At 55.5% G+C, this 22,077-nt stretch carries 20 protein-coding genes; 7 read left to right on the top strand and 13 right to left on the bottom strand.

The window, feature by feature from the left end; genetic code table 11:
* Positions 1-48: 48 nt before the first annotated feature.
* The 8 genes from FEAC_RS06430 to FEAC_RS06465 all read right to left on the bottom strand — a co-directional run bounded on the left by FEAC_RS06430 (position 49) and on the right by FEAC_RS06465 (position 10,656).
* Positions 49-939 carry a gluconeogenesis factor YvcK family protein gene (locus tag FEAC_RS06430; protein ID WP_035390650.1) on the bottom strand — a complete coding sequence of 297 codons (891 nt, stop codon included), beginning with the start codon at positions 937-939 and terminating at the stop codon, positions 49-51.
* Positions 939-1,793, bottom strand: a complete 855-nt coding sequence (gene rapZ, locus FEAC_RS06435) for an RNase adapter RapZ (RefSeq protein WP_035390649.1) — start codon at positions 1,791-1,793, stop codon at positions 939-941. Before rapZ ends, FEAC_RS06430 begins: the two co-directional genes overlap by 1 nt.
* Positions 1,790-2,545 (bottom strand): class I SAM-dependent methyltransferase, encoded by a 756-nt coding sequence (locus FEAC_RS06440; protein WP_236684615.1) that lies wholly within the window; start codon positions 2,543-2,545, stop codon positions 1,790-1,792. Before FEAC_RS06440 ends, rapZ begins: the two co-directional genes overlap by 4 nt.
* 2 nt (positions 2,546-2,547) lie before the next feature.
* Entirely contained in the window at positions 2,548-4,428 is a 1,881-nt protein-coding gene (gene uvrC / locus FEAC_RS06445) for an excinuclease ABC subunit UvrC (RefSeq protein ID WP_035390648.1), read from the bottom strand.
* Positions 4,421-7,261 (bottom strand): excinuclease ABC subunit UvrA, encoded by a 2,841-nt coding sequence (uvrA, locus tag FEAC_RS06450; RefSeq protein WP_035390646.1) that lies wholly within the window; start codon positions 7,259-7,261, stop codon positions 4,421-4,423. The genes uvrC and uvrA overlap by 8 nt, the downstream gene beginning before the upstream one ends.
* Positions 7,262-7,272: 11 nt before the next feature.
* Entirely contained in the window at positions 7,273-8,424 is a 1,152-nt protein-coding gene (locus FEAC_RS06455; protein WP_052565861.1) for a chorismate-binding protein, read from the bottom strand.
* Positions 8,421-9,125 carry a ubiquinone/menaquinone biosynthesis methyltransferase gene (locus tag FEAC_RS06460; protein ID WP_081901189.1) on the bottom strand — a complete coding sequence of 235 codons (705 nt, stop codon included), beginning with the start codon at positions 9,123-9,125 and terminating at the stop codon, positions 8,421-8,423. Before FEAC_RS06460 ends, FEAC_RS06455 begins: the two co-directional genes overlap by 4 nt.
* Before the next feature lie 343 nt (positions 9,126-9,468).
* A complete protein-coding gene (locus FEAC_RS06465) occupies positions 9,469-10,656 on the bottom strand; it encodes a mechanosensitive ion channel family protein (protein WP_052565864.1) in 1,188 nt (395 codons plus the stop codon).
* Positions 10,657-10,739: 83 nt separating this feature from the next.
* Between FEAC_RS06465 and FEAC_RS06470 the strand changes: the two genes are divergently transcribed.
* On the top strand, positions 10,740-11,195 hold the full coding sequence (locus FEAC_RS06470; protein ID WP_035390642.1) for a MaoC family dehydratase: 456 nt from the start codon (positions 10,740-10,742) through the stop codon (positions 11,193-11,195).
* Between the two features lie 635 nt (positions 11,196-11,830).
* The gene (locus FEAC_RS06475) at positions 11,831-12,688 is read left to right on the top strand and encodes a PPK2 family polyphosphate kinase (RefSeq protein ID WP_052565866.1); all 858 of its coding nucleotides are present in this window, start codon (positions 11,831-11,833) and stop codon (positions 12,686-12,688) included.
* 162 nt (positions 12,689-12,850) lie between these two features.
* On the opposite strand, the gene FEAC_RS06480 is transcribed toward FEAC_RS06475, so the two are convergent.
* Positions 12,851-13,225, bottom strand: a complete 375-nt coding sequence (locus FEAC_RS06480; RefSeq protein ID WP_052565868.1) for a hypothetical protein — start codon at positions 13,223-13,225, stop codon at positions 12,851-12,853.
* Between the two features lie 82 nt (positions 13,226-13,307).
* On the opposite strand from FEAC_RS06480, the gene FEAC_RS06485 reads away from it, so the two are divergent.
* Positions 13,308-14,027, top strand: coding sequence for a VIT1/CCC1 transporter family protein (locus FEAC_RS06485; protein WP_236684616.1), 720 nt, complete (start codon positions 13,308-13,310; stop codon positions 14,025-14,027).
* Between the two features lie 131 nt (positions 14,028-14,158).
* On the top strand, positions 14,159-14,995 hold the full coding sequence (fdhD, locus tag FEAC_RS06490; RefSeq protein WP_052565870.1) for a formate dehydrogenase accessory sulfurtransferase FdhD: 837 nt from the start codon (positions 14,159-14,161) through the stop codon (positions 14,993-14,995).
* Here fdhD and FEAC_RS06495 read toward each other — a convergent pair.
* From FEAC_RS06495 to FEAC_RS06505, 3 genes are all read right to left on the bottom strand, one after another.
* Positions 14,968-15,258, bottom strand: a complete 291-nt coding sequence (locus FEAC_RS06495; protein ID WP_052565872.1) for a WhiB family transcriptional regulator — start codon at positions 15,256-15,258, stop codon at positions 14,968-14,970. The two genes, fdhD and FEAC_RS06495, sit on opposite strands and share 28 nt — an antisense overlap.
* Positions 15,259-15,496: 238 nt before the next feature.
* Positions 15,497-16,210, bottom strand: a complete 714-nt coding sequence (locus FEAC_RS06500; protein ID WP_035390074.1) for an alpha/beta fold hydrolase — start codon at positions 16,208-16,210, stop codon at positions 15,497-15,499.
* Positions 16,200-17,105, bottom strand: a complete 906-nt coding sequence (locus FEAC_RS06505; protein WP_152623114.1) for a DMT family protein — start codon at positions 17,103-17,105, stop codon at positions 16,200-16,202. Before FEAC_RS06505 ends, FEAC_RS06500 begins: the two co-directional genes overlap by 11 nt.
* Here FEAC_RS06505 and FEAC_RS06510 point away from each other — a divergent pair.
* Both FEAC_RS06510 and FEAC_RS06515 read left to right on the top strand, forming a co-directional pair.
* A complete protein-coding gene (locus tag FEAC_RS06510) occupies positions 17,099-18,871 on the top strand; it encodes an MGDG synthase family glycosyltransferase (protein WP_035390078.1) in 1,773 nt (590 codons plus the stop codon). The genes FEAC_RS06505 and FEAC_RS06510 overlap by 7 nt on opposite strands.
* Positions 18,868-19,581 carry a polysaccharide deacetylase family protein gene (locus tag FEAC_RS06515; RefSeq protein WP_052565875.1) on the top strand — a complete coding sequence of 238 codons (714 nt, stop codon included), beginning with the start codon at positions 18,868-18,870 and terminating at the stop codon, positions 19,579-19,581. The genes FEAC_RS06510 and FEAC_RS06515 overlap by 4 nt, the downstream gene beginning before the upstream one ends.
* Here FEAC_RS06515 and FEAC_RS06520 read toward each other — a convergent pair.
* Positions 19,546-20,646, bottom strand: a complete 1,101-nt coding sequence (locus FEAC_RS06520; protein ID WP_035390079.1) for an AI-2E family transporter — start codon at positions 20,644-20,646, stop codon at positions 19,546-19,548. The genes FEAC_RS06515 and FEAC_RS06520 overlap by 36 nt on opposite strands.
* Positions 20,647-20,893: 247 nt before the next feature.
* On the opposite strand from FEAC_RS06520, the gene FEAC_RS06530 reads away from it, so the two are divergent.
* Positions 20,894-22,057 carry a lysylphosphatidylglycerol synthase transmembrane domain-containing protein gene (locus FEAC_RS06530; protein WP_035390081.1) on the top strand — a complete coding sequence of 388 codons (1,164 nt, stop codon included), beginning with the start codon at positions 20,894-20,896 and terminating at the stop codon, positions 22,055-22,057.
* Positions 22,058-22,077: the final 20 nt, after the last annotated feature.

Here is a 22,077-nt window from a genome sequence, read left to right on the forward strand (position 1 = left end):
TCAACTCTAGCGGCATGAACTCCTGCTCCTGTAGACGACGCGCAACCTCTACCTTCGTTGTCCGATCTTGGCCAAACTAGTAAACGCACTTGCCAACAACGATGGACTATGCCGTACACCGTCCTCACTCAAATGTCCCTCCCAAACCGAGAGCCTCGCGCGCCCACCAAGATCGGTCACCCTCGACTTAGCCTCGACAAACTTATGCGCTACCACGACGTCTGGCACTATACCGTGGTCAACAAGGGCCAGGATGGTTCGGTCGGTATCATAGTGGCGCGTCTCAGCCTCCTGAGGAGCAAGGTTAGCCACAAACACCACCACTGCTCGGGTATCGCAGAGGGCCTTAACCATACCTGGGGCGAGTGCAGTTGCTAGGACGCTGGTATAGAGAGAACCGGGCCCAAGGACCACCACATCGGCGCCGATCACCTCAGCCACCGCAGCCTCAAAGGGAGGAACATCAGGTTCGATCCAAACCCTGGCGACCGACGGTGACCAGTGGACCTCTAACTGTCCAACCAGAGGGTTACCAAGGGTATCTACTCCATGAAGTTCAAGTGGGGCATTGCTAACCGGCAACACGCGCGCATCGAGGTCACCAAGCGCCCTCAACTCCTCTAACGCCGCGTCAAGGCTTCCTGTCTTTTCGAGCAGGCCGAAGAGCATGAGATTGCCGAGGGCATGTCCAGCTAGCTCTCCCGTCTGAAACCGATACTCTAGGAGGCTGGCTAGCTGCGAATACTCCCCTAGTAGGTTAGAGACGGTAAGACGAGCATCGCCAAGAGCTGGACAGTCGTGCCAAAACTCTCGGAGCCGACCGCTCGAGCCACCGTTATCGGCAACTCCAACGATCGCTGTTACCTCATCGGCGATTGTGCGCAGCGCCTGCAACGAAGCCGCCAGCCCGTGACCCCCACCAAGTGCCACAGCGCGCATTACTCTGTCCGTTCCAAGTCACGATGGGAGGTCTGCACCGAGAACCCGGCCTGCGTGATTCGCCTCGCCACCAACTCTGCTATCACCACCGAACGGTGTCGCCCCCCTGTGCAACCAACGGTGACGTTGAGATAAGACTTCCCTTCCGCCACAAACCGCGGGAGCAGAAACTCGACCAGAGGCCAAAGGTGTTCGAGGAAGGGAGTGGTATCTGGCTGCGCAAGCACAAACTCCCGGACCTCTTGATCAAGACCAGACTTTGAACGTAGCTGTGAGTACCAATACGGGTTGGGCAAAAACCGGGCATCGAACACGAGATCCGCATCCAGGGGAATCCCATACTTATACCCAAACGAGGTCACTCGAACCTGAAGCCGCTGGCGAAGTGCAGTAGGATCAGCGAGTTCGAGGACCCTAGCACGCAGATCATGGACGCTCAAAGCTGACGTCTCCACAATCACATCAGCGAGATCTCGCACCTTCTCCAGCGAGACTCGCTCAAGGGCGATCGCCGGTGCCAATCCCTCGGCCACTATCGGATGTCGGCGCTTGGTTCCCTCAAAACGCGAGATCAACACGTCATCGCGCGCCTCGAGGAAAATCATCTGAACATCAATCGGTGCCGCCTTGAGCTCGTCTATCAACTCGACGAGCTGGAAGAAGTCGTTGTTCGAAGGGTATCCAAGGACCAGGGCGAGCTTGTCGATGCTGCCCTGGGACCCAAGCTCAACAACCTTTGAGATCAGCGAGAGAGGGAGGTTATCTATGACGAACCATCCAGCATCCTCAAGCGCCGCACCCGCTGTTGAGCGCCCTGCCCCCGACATTCCAGCGACGACAACCAACTGGCTCATGGGCGACGCTCAAAATGCAAGACGAGCAGGCGAGGGTACTCCTGGACCTGCCTATACTCGTCGGCACGAGCCACGAAACCAGGGGGAGGAGCTGGTTCTTCCATGCCGACGAGAGTCAATCCCCTGTCGCTAGCACGGTTGACATACTGAGAAAGTGGGCGATGGACAAAGGGTACAAACACCTGCGCATCCACCTCCTCCATCTGGATGTCTTCACGAAGATACGGGCCAAGTCGCCAGTACTGCTCACCGAGTTCAACGTCATCGATGAAGCCTGACCCTGGAGTCTGGAGGATCGGATGGTTGAGAAGGAGTAAGAATCGACCGCCAGCCTCGAGAACTCGCGCCACCTCCGCCAAGACCTCGTCGAGCTCTATAACGTGCTCTAGGACGAGACAGATAAGGACGGCATCGAAGCTCCGATTCTGAAAAGGAAGCGCCGCCCCAGTCGCTAACACGGCTGACGACCCACGGATACGAGCCGTAGTTAACTGGGCATGAGAGCTATCGAGCACTACGGTATCGGCACCATCGTCAGCGAGAACGCGAGCTAACTGACCATCACCACCGCCAAGGTCTAACACCCTATGCGCACCACGAAGACCTAGACGCACGATCGGCTTTATCTGCTCCTCATACTCGGCGTCACTACCCTCCGTAAACCCAGCCTGCCACCAGGACGCATTGGTCTCCCATGACTCACGCAAAATAAGTGGCCACTCCGGCAGCGAACGAAATGCTTCGAGATCCACTTCTACTCCTCGCTTGGGCTACTCGTCGTACCGTAGACTTTAGTCAGTTGCTCTAGGAGTTGCGTGGCCACGGCCCGGGGTACGATCTTTGTAGCCACGAGTTCGTCCTGAGAAGCTTGAGCAATCTCAAATACAGAGCCGTAATGTGCCAGCAGTTTCGAGCGCCGTTTGGGGCCCAGGCCCGGAATCTGGTCGAGCACCGACTGCTCTGCGGTGATGGTACGCCGTCGTCTGTGGTAGGTGATTGCGAATCGATGCGACTCATCCCGGAGCGTCTGTAGCAAGTAGAGTGCTTGGCTGCCTCGAGGCAAGCGCAGCGGCTCACTGAGCTGAGGACGATAGACCTCCTCGAAACTCTTGGCAAGCGATGCGAGCTCGATCGACGAGCTCAGTCCGAGCTCCGCTAGGACGCGAATGCCGACCGAAAGTTGACCAGCACCACCGTCGAGTAGGATCAGGTTAGGTCGATAGGCGAATCTCCTACTCCTATCGAGATCGCCTTGCTGCTCGGCGAGCAGGCGGCTAAGTCGTCGACGCAACACCTCCTCCATGGCAGCAAAGTCATCATTCTTCGGGATAGACACCCCGAAGTGGCGATAGTCCCGATGCTTCATCAAGCCATCTTCCATAACAACCATCGACCCAACATAGTTGGTCCCCTGAAGATGGCTCATGTCATAACACTCGATTCGCAGGGGAGACTCACGAAGGTTCAAGCGTCGAGCCAGATCAACGAGTGCCTCTGCTCTAGCGTTGTGGTCGCTTGCACGCCGAGTCCGATGTCGGCGAAACTCCTGACGTGCATTCTCTGTCGCCGTCGCTACTAGTGCACGAGGTCTCCCACGCTGCCCAACGCCACACTGCACCCTTCTGCCGGCCAGCTCACTAAGCAACTGCTCCAGCCGCTCCTGATCGGCTATTGGAGCTGGAAGAACCACCCTGGACGGATAGTCGAAGGCCTTCTCTGCGTAGTAGAGCTCTAAGACCCGCGTCAGCATCTCCTCCTGGGTGAGGTCCTCAACTAGATCAACGACGACGCCATTGGTGCCAACGACGCGACCAGCGCGCACTCGAAGCGCCTGCAGGCTCACCTCGAGCTCGTCTGCGCTAAACCCAAATACGTCCATATCGGCATCGCTGCTGACGACCATCTCCTGCCGTTCAAGAACGCTGGTGATAGCCTCTAGCTGGTCCCTGTACCTCGCAGCCTGTTCAAACTCAAGCGCCTTAGCCGCCTGTCGCATCTTGGCCTCTATGCCGTTGGCGAGCTCAGTTCCTTGCCCACCAAGGAACTGAGAGACACGCTCCACCATCTCGCGGTATTCGGCCTGAGTAACCGCACCGATACACGGTCCGACACATCTACCGATATGGTAGTACAAGCACGGTCGGCCATCACGAGTATGCCGGGCTAGTTTGGCAGCCGAACAGCTCCGGAGCGGCAACGCCCGCAGAAGCAGATCGAGCGTCTCTCTTGCTGCACCCGAACTTACATATGGACCAAAATAACGAACCTTGGAGCGGCGTGCTCCTCGTACCAACATCGCGCGTGGCCACTCCTCGTTGGTGGTAACAGCAATCATCGGATAGCTCTTGTCGTCACGCAACCTGATATTGTAACGCGGGTGGTGTTCCTTGATCAACGAGTACTCAAGCATGAATGCCTCTGCGTCGCTGGCGACCGTGATCCAAGTTACGGACTCAGCAACCGCCAACATAGCACGAGTCTTACCAGCTAAAGTCTCCGGAGAGACGAAGTAGCTCGATAGTCGATTTCGCAACGACTTCGCCTTGCCAACATAGATCACCCGACCCTCGGCGTCACGGAACTGGTACGAACCAGGTTGATCAGGGATCGAGGCTTTGTTTGGTCGCTCAATCACGACGCAGCAGAGGCGCTAGGAACTGGCCCGTGTAACTGGCTGAGGCAGCAGCGACCTCTTCGGGAGTACCTGTAGCCAGTATCTGCCCGCCCCGTTCACCCCCATCAGGGCCGAGGTCAATGAGATAATCTGCCGTCTTGATAACATCTAGATTGTGCTCGATGACGACAACTGTGTTGCCTTGATCAACCAGAGTATGCAGGACAACGAGGAGCTTTCGAACGTCTTCGAAATGTAAGCCAGTAGTGGGCTCGTCGAGTATGTAGAGAGTCTTGCCGGTCGATCTCCTAGCCAACTCACTCGCGAGCTTGACTCGCTGAGCCTCCCCACCAGACAGAGTGGTTGCAGGTTGTCCGAGACGAACATAACCAAGACCGACCTCATCGAGGGTCACCAGGTGTCGCACGATCGGCGGTTGTCTGGCAAAGAACTGGCGCGCATCCTCAATCGGCATGGCAAGAACATCGGCGATCGAATGATCACGGTAGGTGATCTCCAACGTCTCACGGTTGAAACGAGCTCCGTTACAGGCCTCACAGGTCACAAAGACGTCCGGCAGAAAGTTCATCTCAATCCGGTTGGTGCCCTCTCCGCTACAGGCTTCGCACCGACCACCCTTGACGTTGAAGGAGAAACGTCCTGGCCTATAGCCACGAGCCCGAGCCTCAGGCATCTCAGCGAACAGCTTCCGAATGTGATCGAACATCCCTGTGTAGGTGGCCGGGTTAGACCGTGGAGTACGACCAATGGGCGACTGGTCTATGTCGATGACCTTGTCAATCAACTCAAGCCCAGTAATACCCTTGTGCCTGCCGGGTATATCGCGTGAACGATTGACCTCAGCCCGAGATGCCTTGAAGAGGATCTCGTTGACCAGTGACGACTTGCCTGAGCCCGCCACACCGGTAACGCAGGTGAAGACGCCAAGAGGGAAGGCCACGTCGATGTCCTTGAGATTATTTTCACGAGCTCCGTGAACGGTGATAAAACCACGTTCAGGGATACGACGAGCCTCAGGGACAGTCACACTTCGTCTTCCAGACAGATAGGCCCCAGTCAACGAGGACTTAGAGCGCAGCAGATCCTTAACCCTACCCTCAAACACGACCTGTCCGCCGTGCTCGCCGGCTCCTGGCCCAAAGTCGATAACGTGGTCGGCAGCACGAATCGTATCTTCGTCATGCTCGACGACTATGACTGTGTTCCCCTGATCGCGTAACTTCACAAGCGTATCGATAAGTCGATGATTATCGCGCTGATGAAGTCCAATGGATGGTTCATCGAGCACGTAGAGAACGCCAGCGAGGCCAGATCCAATCTGCGAGGCCAACCGGATTCGCTGTGCCTCGCCACCTGATAACGTGGCTGCGCTACGAGATAGCGTGAGATAATCGAGTCCTACATCGACCAGAAATCGCAATCTGGCAGAGATCTCCTTGAGAATCTGGACTGCAATTTGGCGCTCGCGCGAATCAAGGCTGAAGTGTTCGAGTCGGTCGAGTGCCTCACCTATCGGTAGCGCAACTAGGCGATCGATGGATATGTCATCGACGGTCACCGCTCGCGCCTCCGCCTTGAGTCTGGTGCCCTGACACCCTTCACATGGCACCTGACGCATGAACGACTCAATTATCGCCCGTGTGGTCTCGGTCTCGACCTCACCATGGCGGCGCTTCAAAAAGTTGACGACGCCTTCGTAAGTGAAGCTGTAGGAGCGTTCGCGACCTCGACGATCGACATACTCATGGAGGACCTTATCATCGACTCCATAGAGGATTACATTGCGCTGTTCCTCGTTTAGCGAGCCCACCGGCTTGGTCAGCGGAATCTTGTACTCTTTGGCGACTCGCTCAAGCATGTGTTCGAGATAGTCGGCACGGAGGGCACTAAACGGTGCTACTGCACCTTGGAGCAGCGACCGCGAAGGATCCGGCATCACCAGTTCTTCATCGACCTCAAAACGCATGCCAAGCCCGGAACAGACCGGACAAGCACCAAACGGTGAATTAAAGGAGAAGTTTCTCGGTTCGAGCTTCCCGAGCGAGATTCCACAAGCCACACAGGCGAGCTCCTCAGAGTATCGCTCTGTACGTATGACCTGACGATCCTCATCAACCTCAAGCACATCCACACGACCCTTGGTCACCCCCAACGCCGTCTCCGTCGACTCGATCAGCCGCCGAACATCTGTGGGGCTCACGCGCAAACGATCGACGATCACCGAGATCGAGTGCGCCTCATAGCGTTCGAGTGTCACCTGCTTGCGATCACTGAGTTCAACGAGCTCCTCGTCGATCATGACCCGGGCGAATCCCTGTTTAGTGAGGTCGTCGAGCAACGCCTGGTACTCGCCCTTACGCTCCCGTACCAAAGGAGCGGCGATCATAACCCGACGATCAGCAAAGGTCGAGGCGATGAGATCAACTATCTCCTGCGGGGTTTGCTGAGACACCTCGCGGCCACATTGCGGACAGTGTGGATGTCCGATCCTAGCAAACAATAACCTAAGGTAGTCATAGATCTCGGTTACGGTGGCGACAGTGGAGCGTGGGTTATGAGAGGCAGTCTTCTGGTCGATAGAGATAGCTGGAGAAAGCCCCTCTATAAAGTCGACATCGGGCTTCTCCATCAATCCAAGAAACTGTCGTGCATATGACGAAAGCGATTCTACGTAGCGCCGTTGGCCCTCGGCGAAAATGGTGTCAAAAGCCAACGAACTCTTCCCGGAGCCAGAGAGACCAGTGAACACAACAAGGCGATCCCTCGGAATATCTACCGAAATGTCCTTGAGGTTATGCTCACGCGCACCTTGCACTCTGAGAATATCAGGCATACCCATCCACCTTAACGGGCACTCAAGGCACGCGTCACAACATCGATCTTCGCTTCGATCTCAGCCACCTCTGAATCGACCTGGGAATCTGCAACAATCCCAGCGCCAGCGACTAGATCCAAACGGCCATCCACGACGCTCGCCCCTCGAATCGAGAGATAGACCTCACCGTCACCGAATGGATCCGTGAGACCAACAATCCCGGCGTACTTGCCACGAAAGATCTCCAATTCACGCAACATCTCGACAGCACTGATCCGCGGAACACCTGAAACTGCTGCAGTTGGGGCGATAGCCAACACCACATCTGCGAGCGTCACCCCGGGCAGGAGCCGTCCTCGCATAGGTGTAGCCAGGTGAATCAGACGACCAGCGTCAAAGAGTACCGGGCGTGCGGGTCTATCTAGCTCCTTCACAAAGCCGCCAAGATCGTCGCACAACTGCTCCACCATTAGCCGATGTTCGAACAGGTCCTTTGAGGAGTTCAACAACGCCACCTGACCGCCCCTCAAGGCGGTTCCGGCGAGCGGACGAAGCGAAAGCAGATTGCCTGATTTTGCGGCTACCAGCTCGGGCGAGGCACCAAAGAAGCCATCGACGCAGTAAAGGTGGCTCGCCGGATGTGCCTTCTTTAACCGAGAAAGGGCACCACCGATGGAAAATCTCTCGGTCACCTCCTGCGTTGCATGCCCGGCGACCACGAGTTTGGTGAGTTGCCCCTGATCGATCGCGAGCTTAGCGAGCTGAATTCGGCGCGACGTGGCCTCTAAGTCATGGACGCGATCCCCTTGGAGGAGGGCACCTCCGGCGACTATACGCACATCTGAGGCGAGCCCAAAAATACCTAGCTCGGATGCAGCCCGCGGATGTGCCTCATAGACATCAACCTCGAGACGATCCCTGCCCGCCACCAGAACGACAGGGTAGCTTCGAACTTGAAATGACTCCGAGACAAGAAAACCACTAGACAGGAAACATGGTCCGGGCTGGCTGATACCAGGGTCGGATGCGCACAGAACGGGTTGTCCTACGCCCACGTAGAGACTGCCAGCAGCCTCAACCAGTTGGAAAGGGATGTGGTGGGCCTCAAGACTCGTAATGAATCCATAGAGAAGACCGGCTCCAAACGACCCGACCATAGACAAACCGGCAAGAAACCTCACACGCCTCTCCGTTTTGCAATCAGTAGCTGTGCCGCGCCGAGTCCGACAACGATACGCTTCAAGTCAACAAACCCACTCTGTTCAAAGAGTTCAACAAACCGATCCTCAGAGGGCAAATATGAAACCGACTGAGGGAGATACCGATAGGCAACCTTGTCCGATGAGATCAGGCCACCAATCAAGGGGACGAGTGATCCAAAGTAAAATCCATGCAGCTCGCGTACTACTTTGCTCTTTGGTGTTGCTACCTCCAGCACTCCAAGAACACCACCCGGCCTCAACACCCTAGATACCTCAGCGAGCACTCCGGCGAAGTCAGCAAAATTGCGGACGGCGAAACCGGAGCTGACTGCATCAAAACTCGCATCAGCAAAGGGCAAGGCCTCCCCCGCCGCCTGCACCAGCGGCGCAAACGGCTCCGCCCTGCGCAACATCTGATAGGAGAGATCAAGCCCGTAGACCTGGGCACCCTTGGCCGACCAAGCCTTCAGAAAATCCCCAGTGCCACAGGCGAGATCGAGGACCTGTGCGTGAGCTCCCAATTGCATCTCACGTATCAACCTAGAACGCCATCCTTGATCAAGACCGAACGTCATTACTCTATTTACAATATCATAAGTTCCAGCAATACGATCGAACATCTCTCGAACATAAGGCTGCTTCGCTCCCTCTCCAGGGAGCACACTGTCGCTCTGCATCATCCTAGTGATCTAACCATTCACAGAGCTGAACGATTCCTCGACCAGCCACTATCAGCGAGCTGTGCGCCACAGTGGCGGCAGCGTGGGTAGGCCCTGGAAGTCGGACGGTCGCATTGCGGGCAAGAACTGGCTTTTATCTCGCCAGAAGCGACTTTTCGAACGACCGAAACCAACATACCGCCGACGGCAACCACAAACATCCCCTCGAGGATATCCCGCGGGATGTGCGCAACCACAAACGCCACTAGAACCATTTTTGCATCTTCCTGCCCGCGGCCACCTCGGCCGTCAGAGTCATTCTAGTCACCCCGCCCAATGGAACTCGATGCCCGAGAGCAGGCTGTCAACTCTTGGATCGACTCGACGACCGCTGCGCACCCGTCGCCATAGTGGATTCATTAAACAGATACGCTGACCTAGGGTCCGCCAGACCGTCGGCGACCTTGGTGAACTCGTCAGCAGATGGATCCTTGGGTGCGAATTTCAACGATGATGGCACCATCTCCGCTCGCACTCTAGGCAACACCTCAGGATACTTTTCCTGCAAGAACAGGATCATCTTCTCCCTCAGTTCACACTCAAGATTCCAGGACCTCGAGCTGTCAGGCGAGCTCATCACGAACCGCAACTGCATCGTCGACACACCGAGCTGGGTTACCTGCATACGTGCAACCGAACCGTCCCAATCCGGCGAGGAGGCGAGGATCGCCAGATACTGTTCACGAATCGCCGCAACCGGTGCCGTGTAGTCGAGCTCTATGTGGACGATACCGAGGATATCCGATGTAGTTTTGGTCCAGTTCTCAAACGGATTTGTGATGAAATACGAGATCGGCAGCACCAAACGTCGAAGATCCCAAATTCTCACCACCACATAAGTGAGCGAGATCTCCTCAACCCTCCCCCAGTGTCCCTGAATGACGACCACATCGTCCAGTCGGATCGGCTGAGACACAGCAATCTGAATTCCTGCAATCACATTGGATGCCACCGGCTGGACGGCGATACCGGCGATTATGGTCAAAATCCCTGCCGAGGCGAGCACTCCAGCTCCCACCAATCGTACGGATGGAAATGAGAACAGAATCACTGCGAGAGCAATTAGGGCTATCACCACCACGATGATCCTTCGAAACACTCGAATCTGGGTCTGGAGGCGTCTTGCCTTCAGATTATCGACCGCATCGATGTGATAGTAGTAGAGGACAGCGTCCTCTATCGACTCCACCAGCCGGGCCAGACCCCACGCCACTACGGCGATCAGCAAAATCCAGATAGCATGACGAATATCCATCTCAGCCGAGACTGAGGCCTTGACGTAGTGCAACGACGCGATCATGAGCAACAACGGAACGAGTGCCCTTACCGGCCCTCTAAGCCTGCGAAGTGCTGCAGTGCGCACGGAATTTGGATGACGTGCGTTTACCCAGCGAGTTAGGCGAATAACTGCGAAGGCGATAGCAATGCCAACCACGAGCGCAACCAGAAGTGCTGGAAGCGCCTTTACATACTGTTGAAAAAGATTGCTCAATATCTGCGGGCCTCCTCGGATACTCGCCTAACAGTGTAGAGCCTGAACTCCCGTCGCCCGAAGATGATGCTACGCTTGGTCACATGCCAACACCAGTTCATGGAGTCGAAGGGCTCAAGCAACTCGTAGGAGTCGATCTTGGATTTACGCCATATCGCACTATAAGCCAAGAACGAATCGACACTTTTGCCGACGCCACCGACGACCATCAGTGGATTCATGTAGATACTGAAGCCGCTAAGAAGGGCCCGTTTGGGACCACTATCGCGCACGGCTTCTTAACTCTATCACTAGTCTCTGCAATGCTGCCCGAAGTTCTCTCGGTTGACGGAGTCTCAATGGGAGTAAACTACGGCGCGAACCGGGTCCGCTTTCCATCGCCAGTTCCTGTGGATAGCCGCGTTCGTCTCGGCGCCACCGTAGCCGAGGTCACAGACGTCGCAGGGGGAGTTCAGGTTCAGGTGAACGTTACCATCGAGGTCGAGGGTGCTCCAAAACCCTCGATGGTTGCCGAAATTCTGTTCCGCTACTATAGCTGACTCCTGCTGACAACATACGATCGGCGCTGCAACTCACCAGAGCACAGATGGTAGGCACCCATGGTTTGCCTTCATCTTGGTATAAGCAGACAGTATGCAGCGGTCACGATGCCCAACCACAGTGGCTACAGTTCCAGGCGCACCTGCTAAACGTCACCAGCCATTTTGCGCCCTAACGACGGCCACACCAGAACTTCGTAGGATCGCAATCCGGCTCGGACAGCAATGTATCGGATCCAACAACACCCATTCACCTGAACAACGTTAGCAACCAAGGTAGCGCCCATGCGAAAACCAGCGAACCCAGTTCGCGGGTTAACAACTCTGTGGCTGCTCGGAGACCGAGCTTAGCCGGTTACGAAATCCAGCGGCGGTTGATAGCTAATGGATTGCCACCACTCCAAGTGTCCATAATCCAACTGCTAGGACAAGAATTAGCAGCAACATGGTCACGGCAAGCTTGAACACCAGCCGTACCCCCACCAAGACCAAGACAACTATGACCAAGAACTCAGGCCAGCTACTGGACCCACTGAGATGCACCGGCAACCCCTCTCTTCCTCGACCACCTGCGAATGGTCGGGCGCCTCGTTAGCCTACCGCATCAAAGTGATAGTTAGAGTAAGGTCAATCGGATGGGGCATCACATCGATCAAGAGTGGTCAGAACTCACGCAGCTAACCAGCAGCGACGATATACCATCGGAGACTTCGGTGATCCTAGGCGCACCGGAGCTCGGTAAGAAGGAGGCGAAAAAGATCCGACGCCGGGCGGTCAAGAGACTCGTCGCGCTCCAAGAGGCGCTCTACGCACAGGCGACAGACGGAGTACTTGTAGTTCTTCAGGGTCTTGACACCGCTGGAAAAGATGGAACGATTCGCGCTGTTTTCGGCGGAGTCAATCCCCAGGGTGTGAAGGTGCATGGTTTCAAGGTTCCAACCCCCGACGAAGCAGCTCATGACTACCTGTACCGCATCCACCAAGCCGTCCCCGCACGAGGTGAGATCGGCGTATTTAACCGATCGCACTACGAAGATCTCATCGTTCCACTAGCAACCAAGAAGATGACAGAAAAAGCGTTCATGACACGCATCGACGAGATCCATGAATTCGAGAGCTACCTTCTCGAACAGAAGATCACGATCGTGAAATTATATCTTCATGTCTCCTACGAGGAACAAGGAAGGCGGCTGCTAAGCCGGCTGAAGAATCCAGAGAAGCATTGGAAGTTTTCGCCGAATGACCTCACTACTCGCGAACACTTCAGTAGCTTTTCTGAAGCCTACAGACGCATCATACCTGCCACCTCGTTCGATGAACTACCGTGGCATATCATCCCCGCAGATCAGAGATGGTATCGCAACTCGGTCGCATCCTCCATCGTCACCGAAGCCGTTGCCGCGCTTGCACCTCACGCCCCCGAAATCGATATCGCCCATATCGCAAAGATTCGCGACGAGCTTACAACAGAGCTAAATGACTCCAACTACTGAATAACTTCCGCGGCTAACCAACTCCAGCCGCTGAGCAAAACAGGACAACCGGTGGATCCGTTCTCCGACAGACGTCGTCAACTCACACCCATGCCGGTGACGATCACACTCGGCCTGCAGCCTCACTCGGCGTATAACCTCACCCGGGGTTCAACAGTCCCTCTAGTGAAACCAGGTCTTGGCGTAGAGCCTAGATTGAGGATGAATGAAGAGTGCAAACATAACCACTGTCAAAACTACGTTCAATAGCTGGGCACCAAATAGTGATGATAATCCCGCCGTGAAGACGAGATAGATCAAAAGCAGGAGTGGGATACCTGTAGCCACCACTGCTGCGTAGTAGCCATACTTTCGCGAATTCGCAACACCATAGGCACCACCAAGCGGAAGCAGAATGTCTAGAAGAAGTATAGGAATGGACAGGCCACCGCCAAATAACACCGCCAAGATAGCCAGCGCGGCGTTGAGATACAGGAGCAGAACACCAATCTGAAGCGTCTGTGGTTGTGTTCGATCGAACAGCTTAAGCTCTCTCATCGCTTCAGTCTAACCGATGATAGAACAGAATTCCCAAAACGGATCTCAGGAAGTTGAAACCGGGCGCTCAACGCTATACTTGGTGCGCTATTGTGAAGGCATGGAAGCTCACCACAATGGTCACCGCGACATCTCCGGTGGCGGCGCACGCGCCGCGGTGTTTGGCGTCTCAGATGGACTGCTATCGAACGTTGCCTTAATTCTTGGCGTAGCCGGCGCCCATCCCGCACCCAAAGCGGTAGTTATCGCCGGACTGGCAGGTCTCGTTGCTGGAGCCTTTTCCATGGGAGTTGGCGAGTATATCTCAATGGGAGCTCAACGCGAGTTGTTCGAACATGAATTAAGGATCGAAGCTACCGAGATTCGTGAACGTCCCGATGCCGAGACTCGCGAACTTACCGAGCTCTATGTATCTAGAGGGGTTCCCAAAGAGCTCGCGGCCGAGGTGTCTGATTACCTAATGCGAAACCCCGACACCGCCCTACAGGTCCATGCCCAAGAGGAGCTCGGGGTTGCACCGGACTCGGTAGGATCGCCAATCCAAGCCGCACTCGCCTCCTTCTTCTCCTTCGCCATTGGTGCCCTTATTCCACTCGTCGCGTGGTTTGTCACCATCGGGTCGGCTGCTGTCATCGCCTCAGCCATTTCAGCAGGAGTAGCGAGCCTGCTTGTCGGTGGTGGGCTGGCAGCGATGACCGGACGCAGCGTTAGCAAAGGTGCGGCCCGCCAGTTCATTCTCAGCGCAGTCGCGGCACTGGTAACCTATGGAGTAGGCCACTTCCTTGGAGCTACGATACGCTAGCTAGCTCTCGGCCCAGCTAGCTTTCGGAACGGCTAGCTGCGTCTCCGCTAGTGGTATCACCAATTGAGGACACCACGACATTGGGGATCTTGCAACCAAGCAACTCGAGACCGCCTTGCTAGACTCAGTACGTGCCCTTAGCCCACTCGATTGAGACTCGAAGAATCATCAAATTTACAGACGGTGTCACCAGCGTCGCCATGGACTCTCTCATCCAAGAGGAACCTCTGGTTATTGACGTCGAGTGGCCAGGAACCGACTCTGTGCACTTCACCACCACGATGCGTACACCCGGCGATGACTTTGCTCTAGCGATAGGAATTTTAGCCACCGAGAGCGGAATCACCAAGGATGACATACGTCAGACTCGATACTGCGTTGGCCCCGGGAACATCCAAGATTACAACAAGGTCACCGTTGCGCTCCGCAAGCCGGTAAAGCTTCAGCCTTCAGATCTGCGACCCGTATCCTGCGGTTGGTGTGGGACCGCGGATCTCGTCGACCGACTCGTGGTCACCATGGCATCATCGTCCAGCCAGAGCTACCAGGTGCGCGACGTTCTCGATCTCTTCGACGAATTCGATCAACACCAAAAGACATTCCAGGCCACCGGTGCTTCGCATGCAGCGCTTCTAAAACCTCGTGAAGGTGAGATCATCATGGGCGAGGATGTCGGGCGCCACAACGCACTGGACAAAGCAATCGGTCACGCCATCCTTGATGGAGTATCACTTGCCAATGGCATAGCCCTACTCTCGGGGCGAGCTGGATCAGACCTGGTACTCAAAGCCGCGCGTGCCGGCCTCTCGCACATCGCCTCAGTTTCAGCTCCCACAGCTCTAGCCGTTGAGCTTGCCAACCAAGCAGGGATAACCCTTCTCGGGTTTGTTCGATCTGGAAGATTAAACCTGTACACCCATGCTGAAGGTCTGGAAGAAACCTACGATGCAACTCGCGTTCTTCGCTGAATCCGACGAATCCGACGAATCATACGCCGCTCTTCCTCGTCCTTGCCTCCCCAAATCCCATACTCTTGGTTAGTCCGCAAAGCAAATTCGAGACACTCTAAGGAGACCGCGCACTCTGCGCAGAACTCCTTCACCCTGCGAATCTGAATCTCGGCGTCGCCAGTGACGCCAACTGGGAAAAACCATCCAGGATCCATCTCTCGGCACTTGGCGTTGCTTCGCCACGCTTCGTAGTCCCAGGTCGCTAACTTTGCCGACTCCATCGAACACCTCCGAATTCGTTCTGTGCAACCTCGATCCCCCGTGTTCGAGCCACCAACCGAGTCATCATACCAACGAGTAGCGAGTCAATTTATGGACCCCATTGTCCCTCACCGCATCGCCCACTTGACCGGACGACATAATAAGTATAATACAAGCTTCCTGACTTAGGTATACACAAAGCTCGCACTAATACTGCAACCAATCTTCTGCTGAAACTATTCTCGAGGAGCCGACAAGCTACGAACAAGACTCAAGTCGCCGATCGCCACGAAGCTGACCCAGGAGGCCACGGATCATCGCAGCCAACGCTACCGGAGAGGAGTGAAGGATGTCATGCCCAGAAGCTGGCAACAGCTCCAGGGTGGCACTAGGTAGACGATCGGCAGCATGAACCATAGCTGCTAGTGGGACCACCCTATCTCGCAGACCAGCTACGATCACCGACGGGCATCGCACAAATGGCAACTGGTTCTCCACCAGACGCAGCTCGGCTAGAAGGTGACGTTGCTCGGCTAAAAAACTTCGACGGGTCCGTCCAAACTGGGAATGTCTTCGTATGCCAAGAGTGACGCCAGCGATCAGCGCAGATGTCATGTCGCCGAAAAACCGTGCGGCGAGTAGCCGATCAATTGCCACAAGCGAAGTTTGAGTGATAGGGGGCGCTGCCAATACCAGTCCTGCCACCCGCTCAGGGTCAAGCTGAGCGGCCCGTACCGCGATGGTTGCACCCAACGAGTGTCCTATAAGGAGAACCCGACGAGAGCCAAACTGTTCCAACACCCATTTCGCATTAGCCTCAATTCCGACCACACCGAGCGGATTCGAACCCCAGCCTGGCCTGTCCATGCAGACGACTCTCAACCGAGGATCCATCCACCGATGGACAAGAGCAAAATCCTCCTTCTTCCCAGGTTGTCCGTGCAGAAATACCACCTCAAGATCATTTACCATCGTGGAGCTCCGAATCGACACGAACCTCGGACTGCGCAAGATAGATCAATGCGAGAATCTCCACTACAAGGGCGAGGATGCTGGCTAACGCGCTTGGACCAGCCCGAAAGAGCGGCGTCTGCAGCGCTAATGTGCTGATGGTGATAGCAGCGATAGGCTCTCCAACCGCCACCAAAGGCAACACGCGCGCGAGACTCTGTTGTTGAAAGGCACTCTGCACAACCAGGAGTGCAAGTGCCCCTACCACCAGTAAAATCCAGAGTTCCCAATGTTCAAGAGTACGAAGCGCTCCAAACTGGGTCCAAATAATCCCTACTTCGCGCTCAAATATAGAGACGATGCCTAGCAAAATGGCACCTAACATCGCCTGGACCCTGCCATGGCCAGCCAATAGCGGCCGCAACAGGGTCACGGTCAACAGACCGATGACAACCCCAAGTGCTCCAATCACTATGGATGGAGTGATGAAAATGGTTCGCCCGCTCGCCGGCGGACTAAGGACGAGAAAGGTGATGAGTGAGCCACAGCTCACAAATAGCGCGACCACATCACCAACTCCGATAGGTCTGCGAGCAAGAAAATGCTCGAAAAGCACGGCGAGAACAAAGCCACTCGCAAGAATCGGCAATACCTGAGGGACCGACCCGTACTTTAAAGCGAAGAACTGCGCCCCACCTCCGACAATATCAAAAACTGCCCCGAGGCCAAAGCGCGGGTTTGCCAATAGCCTCCACAAAAGGCTGAAACGAAGATTTAACTCGGTTGCCGAAGCCGTACTGGCTTGGAACTGTAAAACCGCAGCCATCCCAAAGCAGACCGCAGCCAGTAGAGAAAGAAGCACCACCACGAGGTCTCTAAGTCTATGACCAACTGGTAGGATGAACGTCAATGTCAACCACAAAGGCACTCCTGCTCTCTGCAAGAATGGGTGGCGGCCACAACGGGGTAGCCCGAGTCGTTTCTGAGGAACTCGCTAGCTACGGGATCGAATGCGAGACTCGTGATTTTCTTGATGCCTCGCCTCGTATGGGACGCATCCTTGAGCGTGGCTTCAAGCTCGAGGTGGAGCGAGCCCCATGGGCCTATCAGCTCGAGTTCTGGTTATGGAACGGATTCACACCTATTGTCACCTTCACACGTCGAGTGCTCCAGGCATTTTTTCAGCGCGGCGTGGCTCGTTGGATCGAAGACATAGATCCTGACATAATCATTGCACTCCATCCCTTCAGTGCCCAACTGCTAGGCCAGATGCGCCACCAACGCAATCCTGTGGTCTCTAATCGACCAATCGCAACCTTTCTCACTGACTATTCAGTTCACCCTCTCTGGGTGCATCCAGACGTTGATCTCCATCTTTGTGTCTCTGAGACGGCGGCTGTGCAGGCTCGCACTCGCGCGGGTGCCTCCGGAGAGATAGTGGTCACCGGACCCTTCGTTGACCCCAAGTTCTTTAGCCACGTCGACAGACAAGCGGCGCGGGAGGCGCTATCGATTCCGAACGATCGCTTCGTAGCACTGATCGTCTCGGGGTCATGGGGAGTTGGTGATATAGCCGAGACCTTTCAGCTCCTGGCGAGCAACGATGAATTCTTCCCCGTCGCGCTCTGTGGACACAACCGCGATCTTCAAGTTCAACTCGCAAACGATACACGTGGGTTAGCTGTTGGCTGGACAGACGATGTTCGTCTCTACATGGCAGCTGCTGATGTCGTGATCCAAAACGCCGGAGGACTTACCTCGCTAGAGGCGATGGCGGCAGAGCGCCCTGTGATCTCCTACCGCCCTATCGCGGGTCATGGACGTGAAAATGTAGCCGCGATGGAGTCAGCTGGGGCCACCGTATGGTGCCACGACAAGAACGAACTAGTTGAACAGGTGCGAAGCCTGAGCAACGAGCCGTCTGAACAGGTAAACAAGCAGCTCGGCCAGTTCCAACCCGCTCCCCACCAGCCGATCCTAGAGCTTTTACACGAAGCTCGCTTGACACAGACAACGCGTCGGGGAGTGTGGGCTCTTCGCCTCACGCGCACTGCGGCGATGTTGATCGCCCTTTTCGTGATGGCCAACCTGGTCTCAGGAGTGATCGGCTATCACGGCCTGAACCTGACCAAGACCGCCAGCAAATCAAACTATGTCTATCTCTCCGTCCGGCTCTCATCACAGCAGCTCGCGAATCCAAAGATCGATAGATTGGCGACAAGCTCTGGCATCGGGGTTGTTGTTACTGGTCAGCAAGCCATCTCGGATCCAAACGCGGTCCGCTACGCCTACCATCAGGGTGTCGAGGTGATCAACGGCGGGACTGGCACCTCCTCGGACTTTAACTTCATACTCCCAGAGAACGACTTATCTACGGGGCGAGCCGATCTCGCACACGCCCTTGGGGTGCAGGTGAACGCCTATCTTCCTCAAAACACAATGAATGCCTTTGATCTTGCGTGGGCTTCACTCCACCACCAAACCATCATCCCGGCTCGCATTATTTCACACCGCTTCAACATCAATCCTAACCCGGGGGCGATTCTGGAGCTGAATCTCACCAGCATGTCGATCACTCACGCTGCTAAGGTCATCGAGGCTGAGATAACACATCTTGGCAGGAAGCACCTCATCCTGGCACCGTTTGCAACTCTCCACGCTACGAGCGCGGTACGCGCATGAAGACCACTACAGCGGCTGCCGCGGCGGTCGGTGCTAAGCTCACGATCCACATCGGATCCTTCCTGACCCACACCTGGATACTTGCACCAATTAGCGCGCCCTGGCTCCTCGGCTTTGGCCATCCACAATCGGTTGCCCTAACATTTGACGACGGGCCCGACCCGATCTCGACTCCACTCATACTCGACATCCTCGATCTCAACCAGGTCAAGGCGACCTTCTTCGTACTTGGAGAGATGGTCGATCGCCAACCGGAACTCACCCGCGAAATTATCGAGCGAGGACACGAACTCGGGACTCACGGGTATTGGCACAAGAACCATCTCTGGCGCAGCGCTAGAAGCATCCGCTACGATCTTGCACGAGCGATCGAGTCAATCGAAACCGCCACCGGCACTCGACCAACATGGTATCGGCCGCCGTATGGGATCATAACGAGAGCCGATCTGGTCGCTGCCCACGCCGAAGGACTCCGGCTGATCCTCTGGGGAACATGGGGCAGAGACTGGCGCCGCCAAGCATCATCAGTCTCGGTGATGGCCGACATACGATCTAGATTCCGCCCTGGAGTCACCATCCTCCTGCATGACTCTGACTGTACCTCATATCCTGGATCATTCCAGGCAACACTCGCAGCTCTCCCTCAGCTCGTTGACCTAGTCAACTCGCAGCAGCTACGCTTCGCCACCCTCTCCAACCACGGGGTCTGAATACTTCGGATTTAGCTTGGAACGCATCCAAGGAGCGATCAGTCGACGTGCTAAAACCTGGACGCCACTTGCGATAGGTATTGCTACCAGCGCACCTGGCACCCCCGCTAACTGTGCGCCTATCAGTACGGCCAGTAATATCCACAGCGGATTAAGTTGCACGGTCCTCGAAAGCACCACTGGATTGAGTAGATGGTTCTCGATCTGCTGATAGACCAGAAACACCACTAGAAGAATGAGTGCTGGGACTAAGCCATGAAGGAGTGCTAGCCCAACGGCAGGGATGCCTGCCAAGAGACCACCGACAAGCGGAATTAGATCCACCAGCCCAACCCACACCGCCACCAACAGCGCGAATGGCAACCCTAGTGAGCGAAATGCGACATACACCACCACGCCAGCGATGATCGAAGTTGCGAGATTACCTAGCACGTAACCACTGACAGCAACTGCAGTCTCATGAAGAGCGCTACGCAAATTCTTGCCACTGCCACTAGGCAACAGACCCACAGCCACGTCTATGCCGCGCGGTCCCTCGAGCGAAAAAAACACCGTCAGCATAGCGGTGATAACCACGTCAGTCAAAAACGACAATACACCCTTCGCTGCGAGCAGCGCTGGCCCGACCGCAGTGCCAGCAAACTTGGCGATCCCTTGGGCAGAAAGATTCAGATAGTGCTCAATATGGAACTTGGTTAACAGTGACACGAGCCGAGTTTTCTTGTGGGTCACAGTGCGAATCAACGCTGGTAGATCATTGGCGAGTCGAATACCAGCCGAGTAAAGTGGGACACTAAAAATCAATAGAATACCGACTAGCACCGCAGCAGCCACAAAGACAGTGAGCGCTACTGCCGCACCTCTTGGAAAGCGCAGACGCATCAAAAGCTTGACCAGGGGTTCGACAATGATAGCCCCAACGATTGCAACAAGCACCTCTATAGCGAGATGCTGCATGTACATTACAAAGGCAAGCGCCAATACAATCCCAAGGAGACCAACCTCTGCGAGGAAGATCTGTTTGCCGAGACCAGCATATCGACTGGCAGTCTCACCGGCCCCCATGCGTCCCCACTCTCAATTCCATCATGGCAACCACAACCCGGCACCTCAAATTTTCCATCAACTATGACAGCATGACCTTAGTAGTCGATCCTCATTGAAGTGGTAACGTCAATAGCCTCCAACCGAAACGCGCAGCACATCTACCGCTCACGACTCCAGAACGTAAAGGCCCACCTTAGCCCTTCTAGTAGAGATTATTGACGCCAACAACCACCTCTTTATCGCTTTGTTCAACTAAGGTGAAGATGTGAGCACTTGGCGGTCCAAGAGCGGCGACGGTCGCCGCAACACCTCCCACCGCCTCCCTTCTGATCAGTCGCGAGAGGTTATAACAGGGACCCGACGCAGCCTCAGCAAGCTTGTTCGCCACTTCGCAATCCGGGGAATATGGGGGTTTGCGATTCTTCTGGTAGTCGAATACCTGGTGATCCCCCAGATCGCTGGAGCAAGAAAAACTCTCCATCTACTCAGCCAAGCCAATTATTGGCTGATCCCCCTGGCGATTGTGGCCGAGGCGCTATCGCTCTTCTCTTACGCCAAGTTAACATCTGCCGTTCTCCCACAGCCACAACCGTCGCTAAAGTCATTGGCCAAGGTTGACCTTTCCGGACTGGCGGTATCGCATGTTTTGCCTGGCGGTACCGCAAGTGGCGCTGGGCTAACGGTACGCCTTCTCAATGGTCTCGGTGTTCGTGGTACGGATGCGGGGGTAGCACTCGCCACTCAGGGAATAGGCTCTGCCGTCGTGCTAAACGTCATCCTCTGGCTAGCACTCATAATCTCGCTACCGCTATTCGGTTTCAACACCCTCTACCTAATCGTCGCTGCTCTTGGAATCGTCCTTATGGCCCTCGTGATAGCGCTAGTGCTGACACTGACACGTGGCAATCAACGCCTGGTGGATCTGGTAGATAAGATCATCGGAAAAATCCCATTCCTTAACCGCATCCAGTCTCCGCTACACGCCGGTATCATCCGAGCTGGTGAACGGATCCGTGCTCTCGTCGGAGATCGGGTGCTTCTAAAAAAGGCCGTTACCTGGGCAGCATGCAACTGGCTCTTCGATGCACTGAGCCTCTGGATTATGCTGCTAGCGTTTGGTTCTGTCGTTAACCCTGACGCGCTACTAGTAAGTTATGGGATCGCAAACGTCGCGGCGGCAATCCCTATTACCCCAGGGGGACTTGGTGTAGTCGAGGGAATCATGATCCCATTGATCACCGGCTTTGGAACAACTAGAGGCATAGCCATACTCGGCGTCCTTTCGTATCGGCTGTTCAATTTCTGGATACCAATCCCGGTTGGAGTGGGAACCTATGTCTCGCTCAAGTTAAGCCGAGGAGAGGAGATCACTATGGAACTCGATCGACTTGACTCTCCACCAGATGAAGAGGATGGCTCGAAAGACTAAACCATCCTGCACTCAAATAC

The organism is Ferrimicrobium acidiphilum DSM 19497 (assembly GCF_000949255.1).
GTDB lineage: Bacteria > Actinomycetota > Acidimicrobiia > Acidimicrobiales > Acidimicrobiaceae > Ferrimicrobium > Ferrimicrobium acidiphilum.

Coding starts and splice junctions, on each gene's coding strand:
- FEAC_RS06460 (WP_081901189.1), bottom strand. CDS start 9,125: ATGATGCAGAGCGACAGTGTGCTCCCTGGAGAGGGAGCGAAGCAGCCT.
- FEAC_RS06475 (WP_052565866.1), top strand. CDS start 11,831: ATGGGGCATCACATCGATCAAGAGTGGTCAGAACTCACGCAGCTAACC.
- rapZ (WP_035390649.1), bottom strand. CDS start 1,793: ATGAGCCAGTTGGTTGTCGTCGCTGGAATGTCGGGGGCAGGGCGCTCA.
- FEAC_RS06515 (WP_052565875.1), top strand. CDS start 18,868: ATGAAGACCACTACAGCGGCTGCCGCGGCGGTCGGTGCTAAGCTCACG.
- FEAC_RS06520 (WP_035390079.1), bottom strand. CDS start 20,646: ATGGGGGCCGGTGAGACTGCCAGTCGATATGCTGGTCTCGGCAAACAG.
- FEAC_RS06510 (WP_035390078.1), top strand. CDS start 17,099: ATGTCAACCACAAAGGCACTCCTGCTCTCTGCAAGAATGGGTGGCGGC.
- FEAC_RS06470 (WP_035390642.1), top strand. CDS start 10,740: ATGCCAACACCAGTTCATGGAGTCGAAGGGCTCAAGCAACTCGTAGGA.
- FEAC_RS06500 (WP_035390074.1), bottom strand. CDS start 16,210: ATGGTAAATGATCTTGAGGTGGTATTTCTGCACGGACAACCTGGGAAG.
- FEAC_RS06480 (WP_052565868.1), bottom strand. CDS start 13,225: ATGAGAGAGCTTAAGCTGTTCGATCGAACACAACCACAGACGCTTCAG.
- uvrA (WP_035390646.1), bottom strand. CDS start 7,261: ATGCCTGATATTCTCAGAGTGCAAGGTGCGCGTGAGCATAACCTCAAG.
- FEAC_RS06495 (WP_052565872.1), bottom strand. CDS start 15,258: ATGGAGTCGGCAAAGTTAGCGACCTGGGACTACGAAGCGTGGCGAAGC.
- FEAC_RS06430 (WP_035390650.1), bottom strand. CDS start 939: ATGCGCGCTGTGGCACTTGGTGGGGGTCACGGGCTGGCGGCTTCGTTG.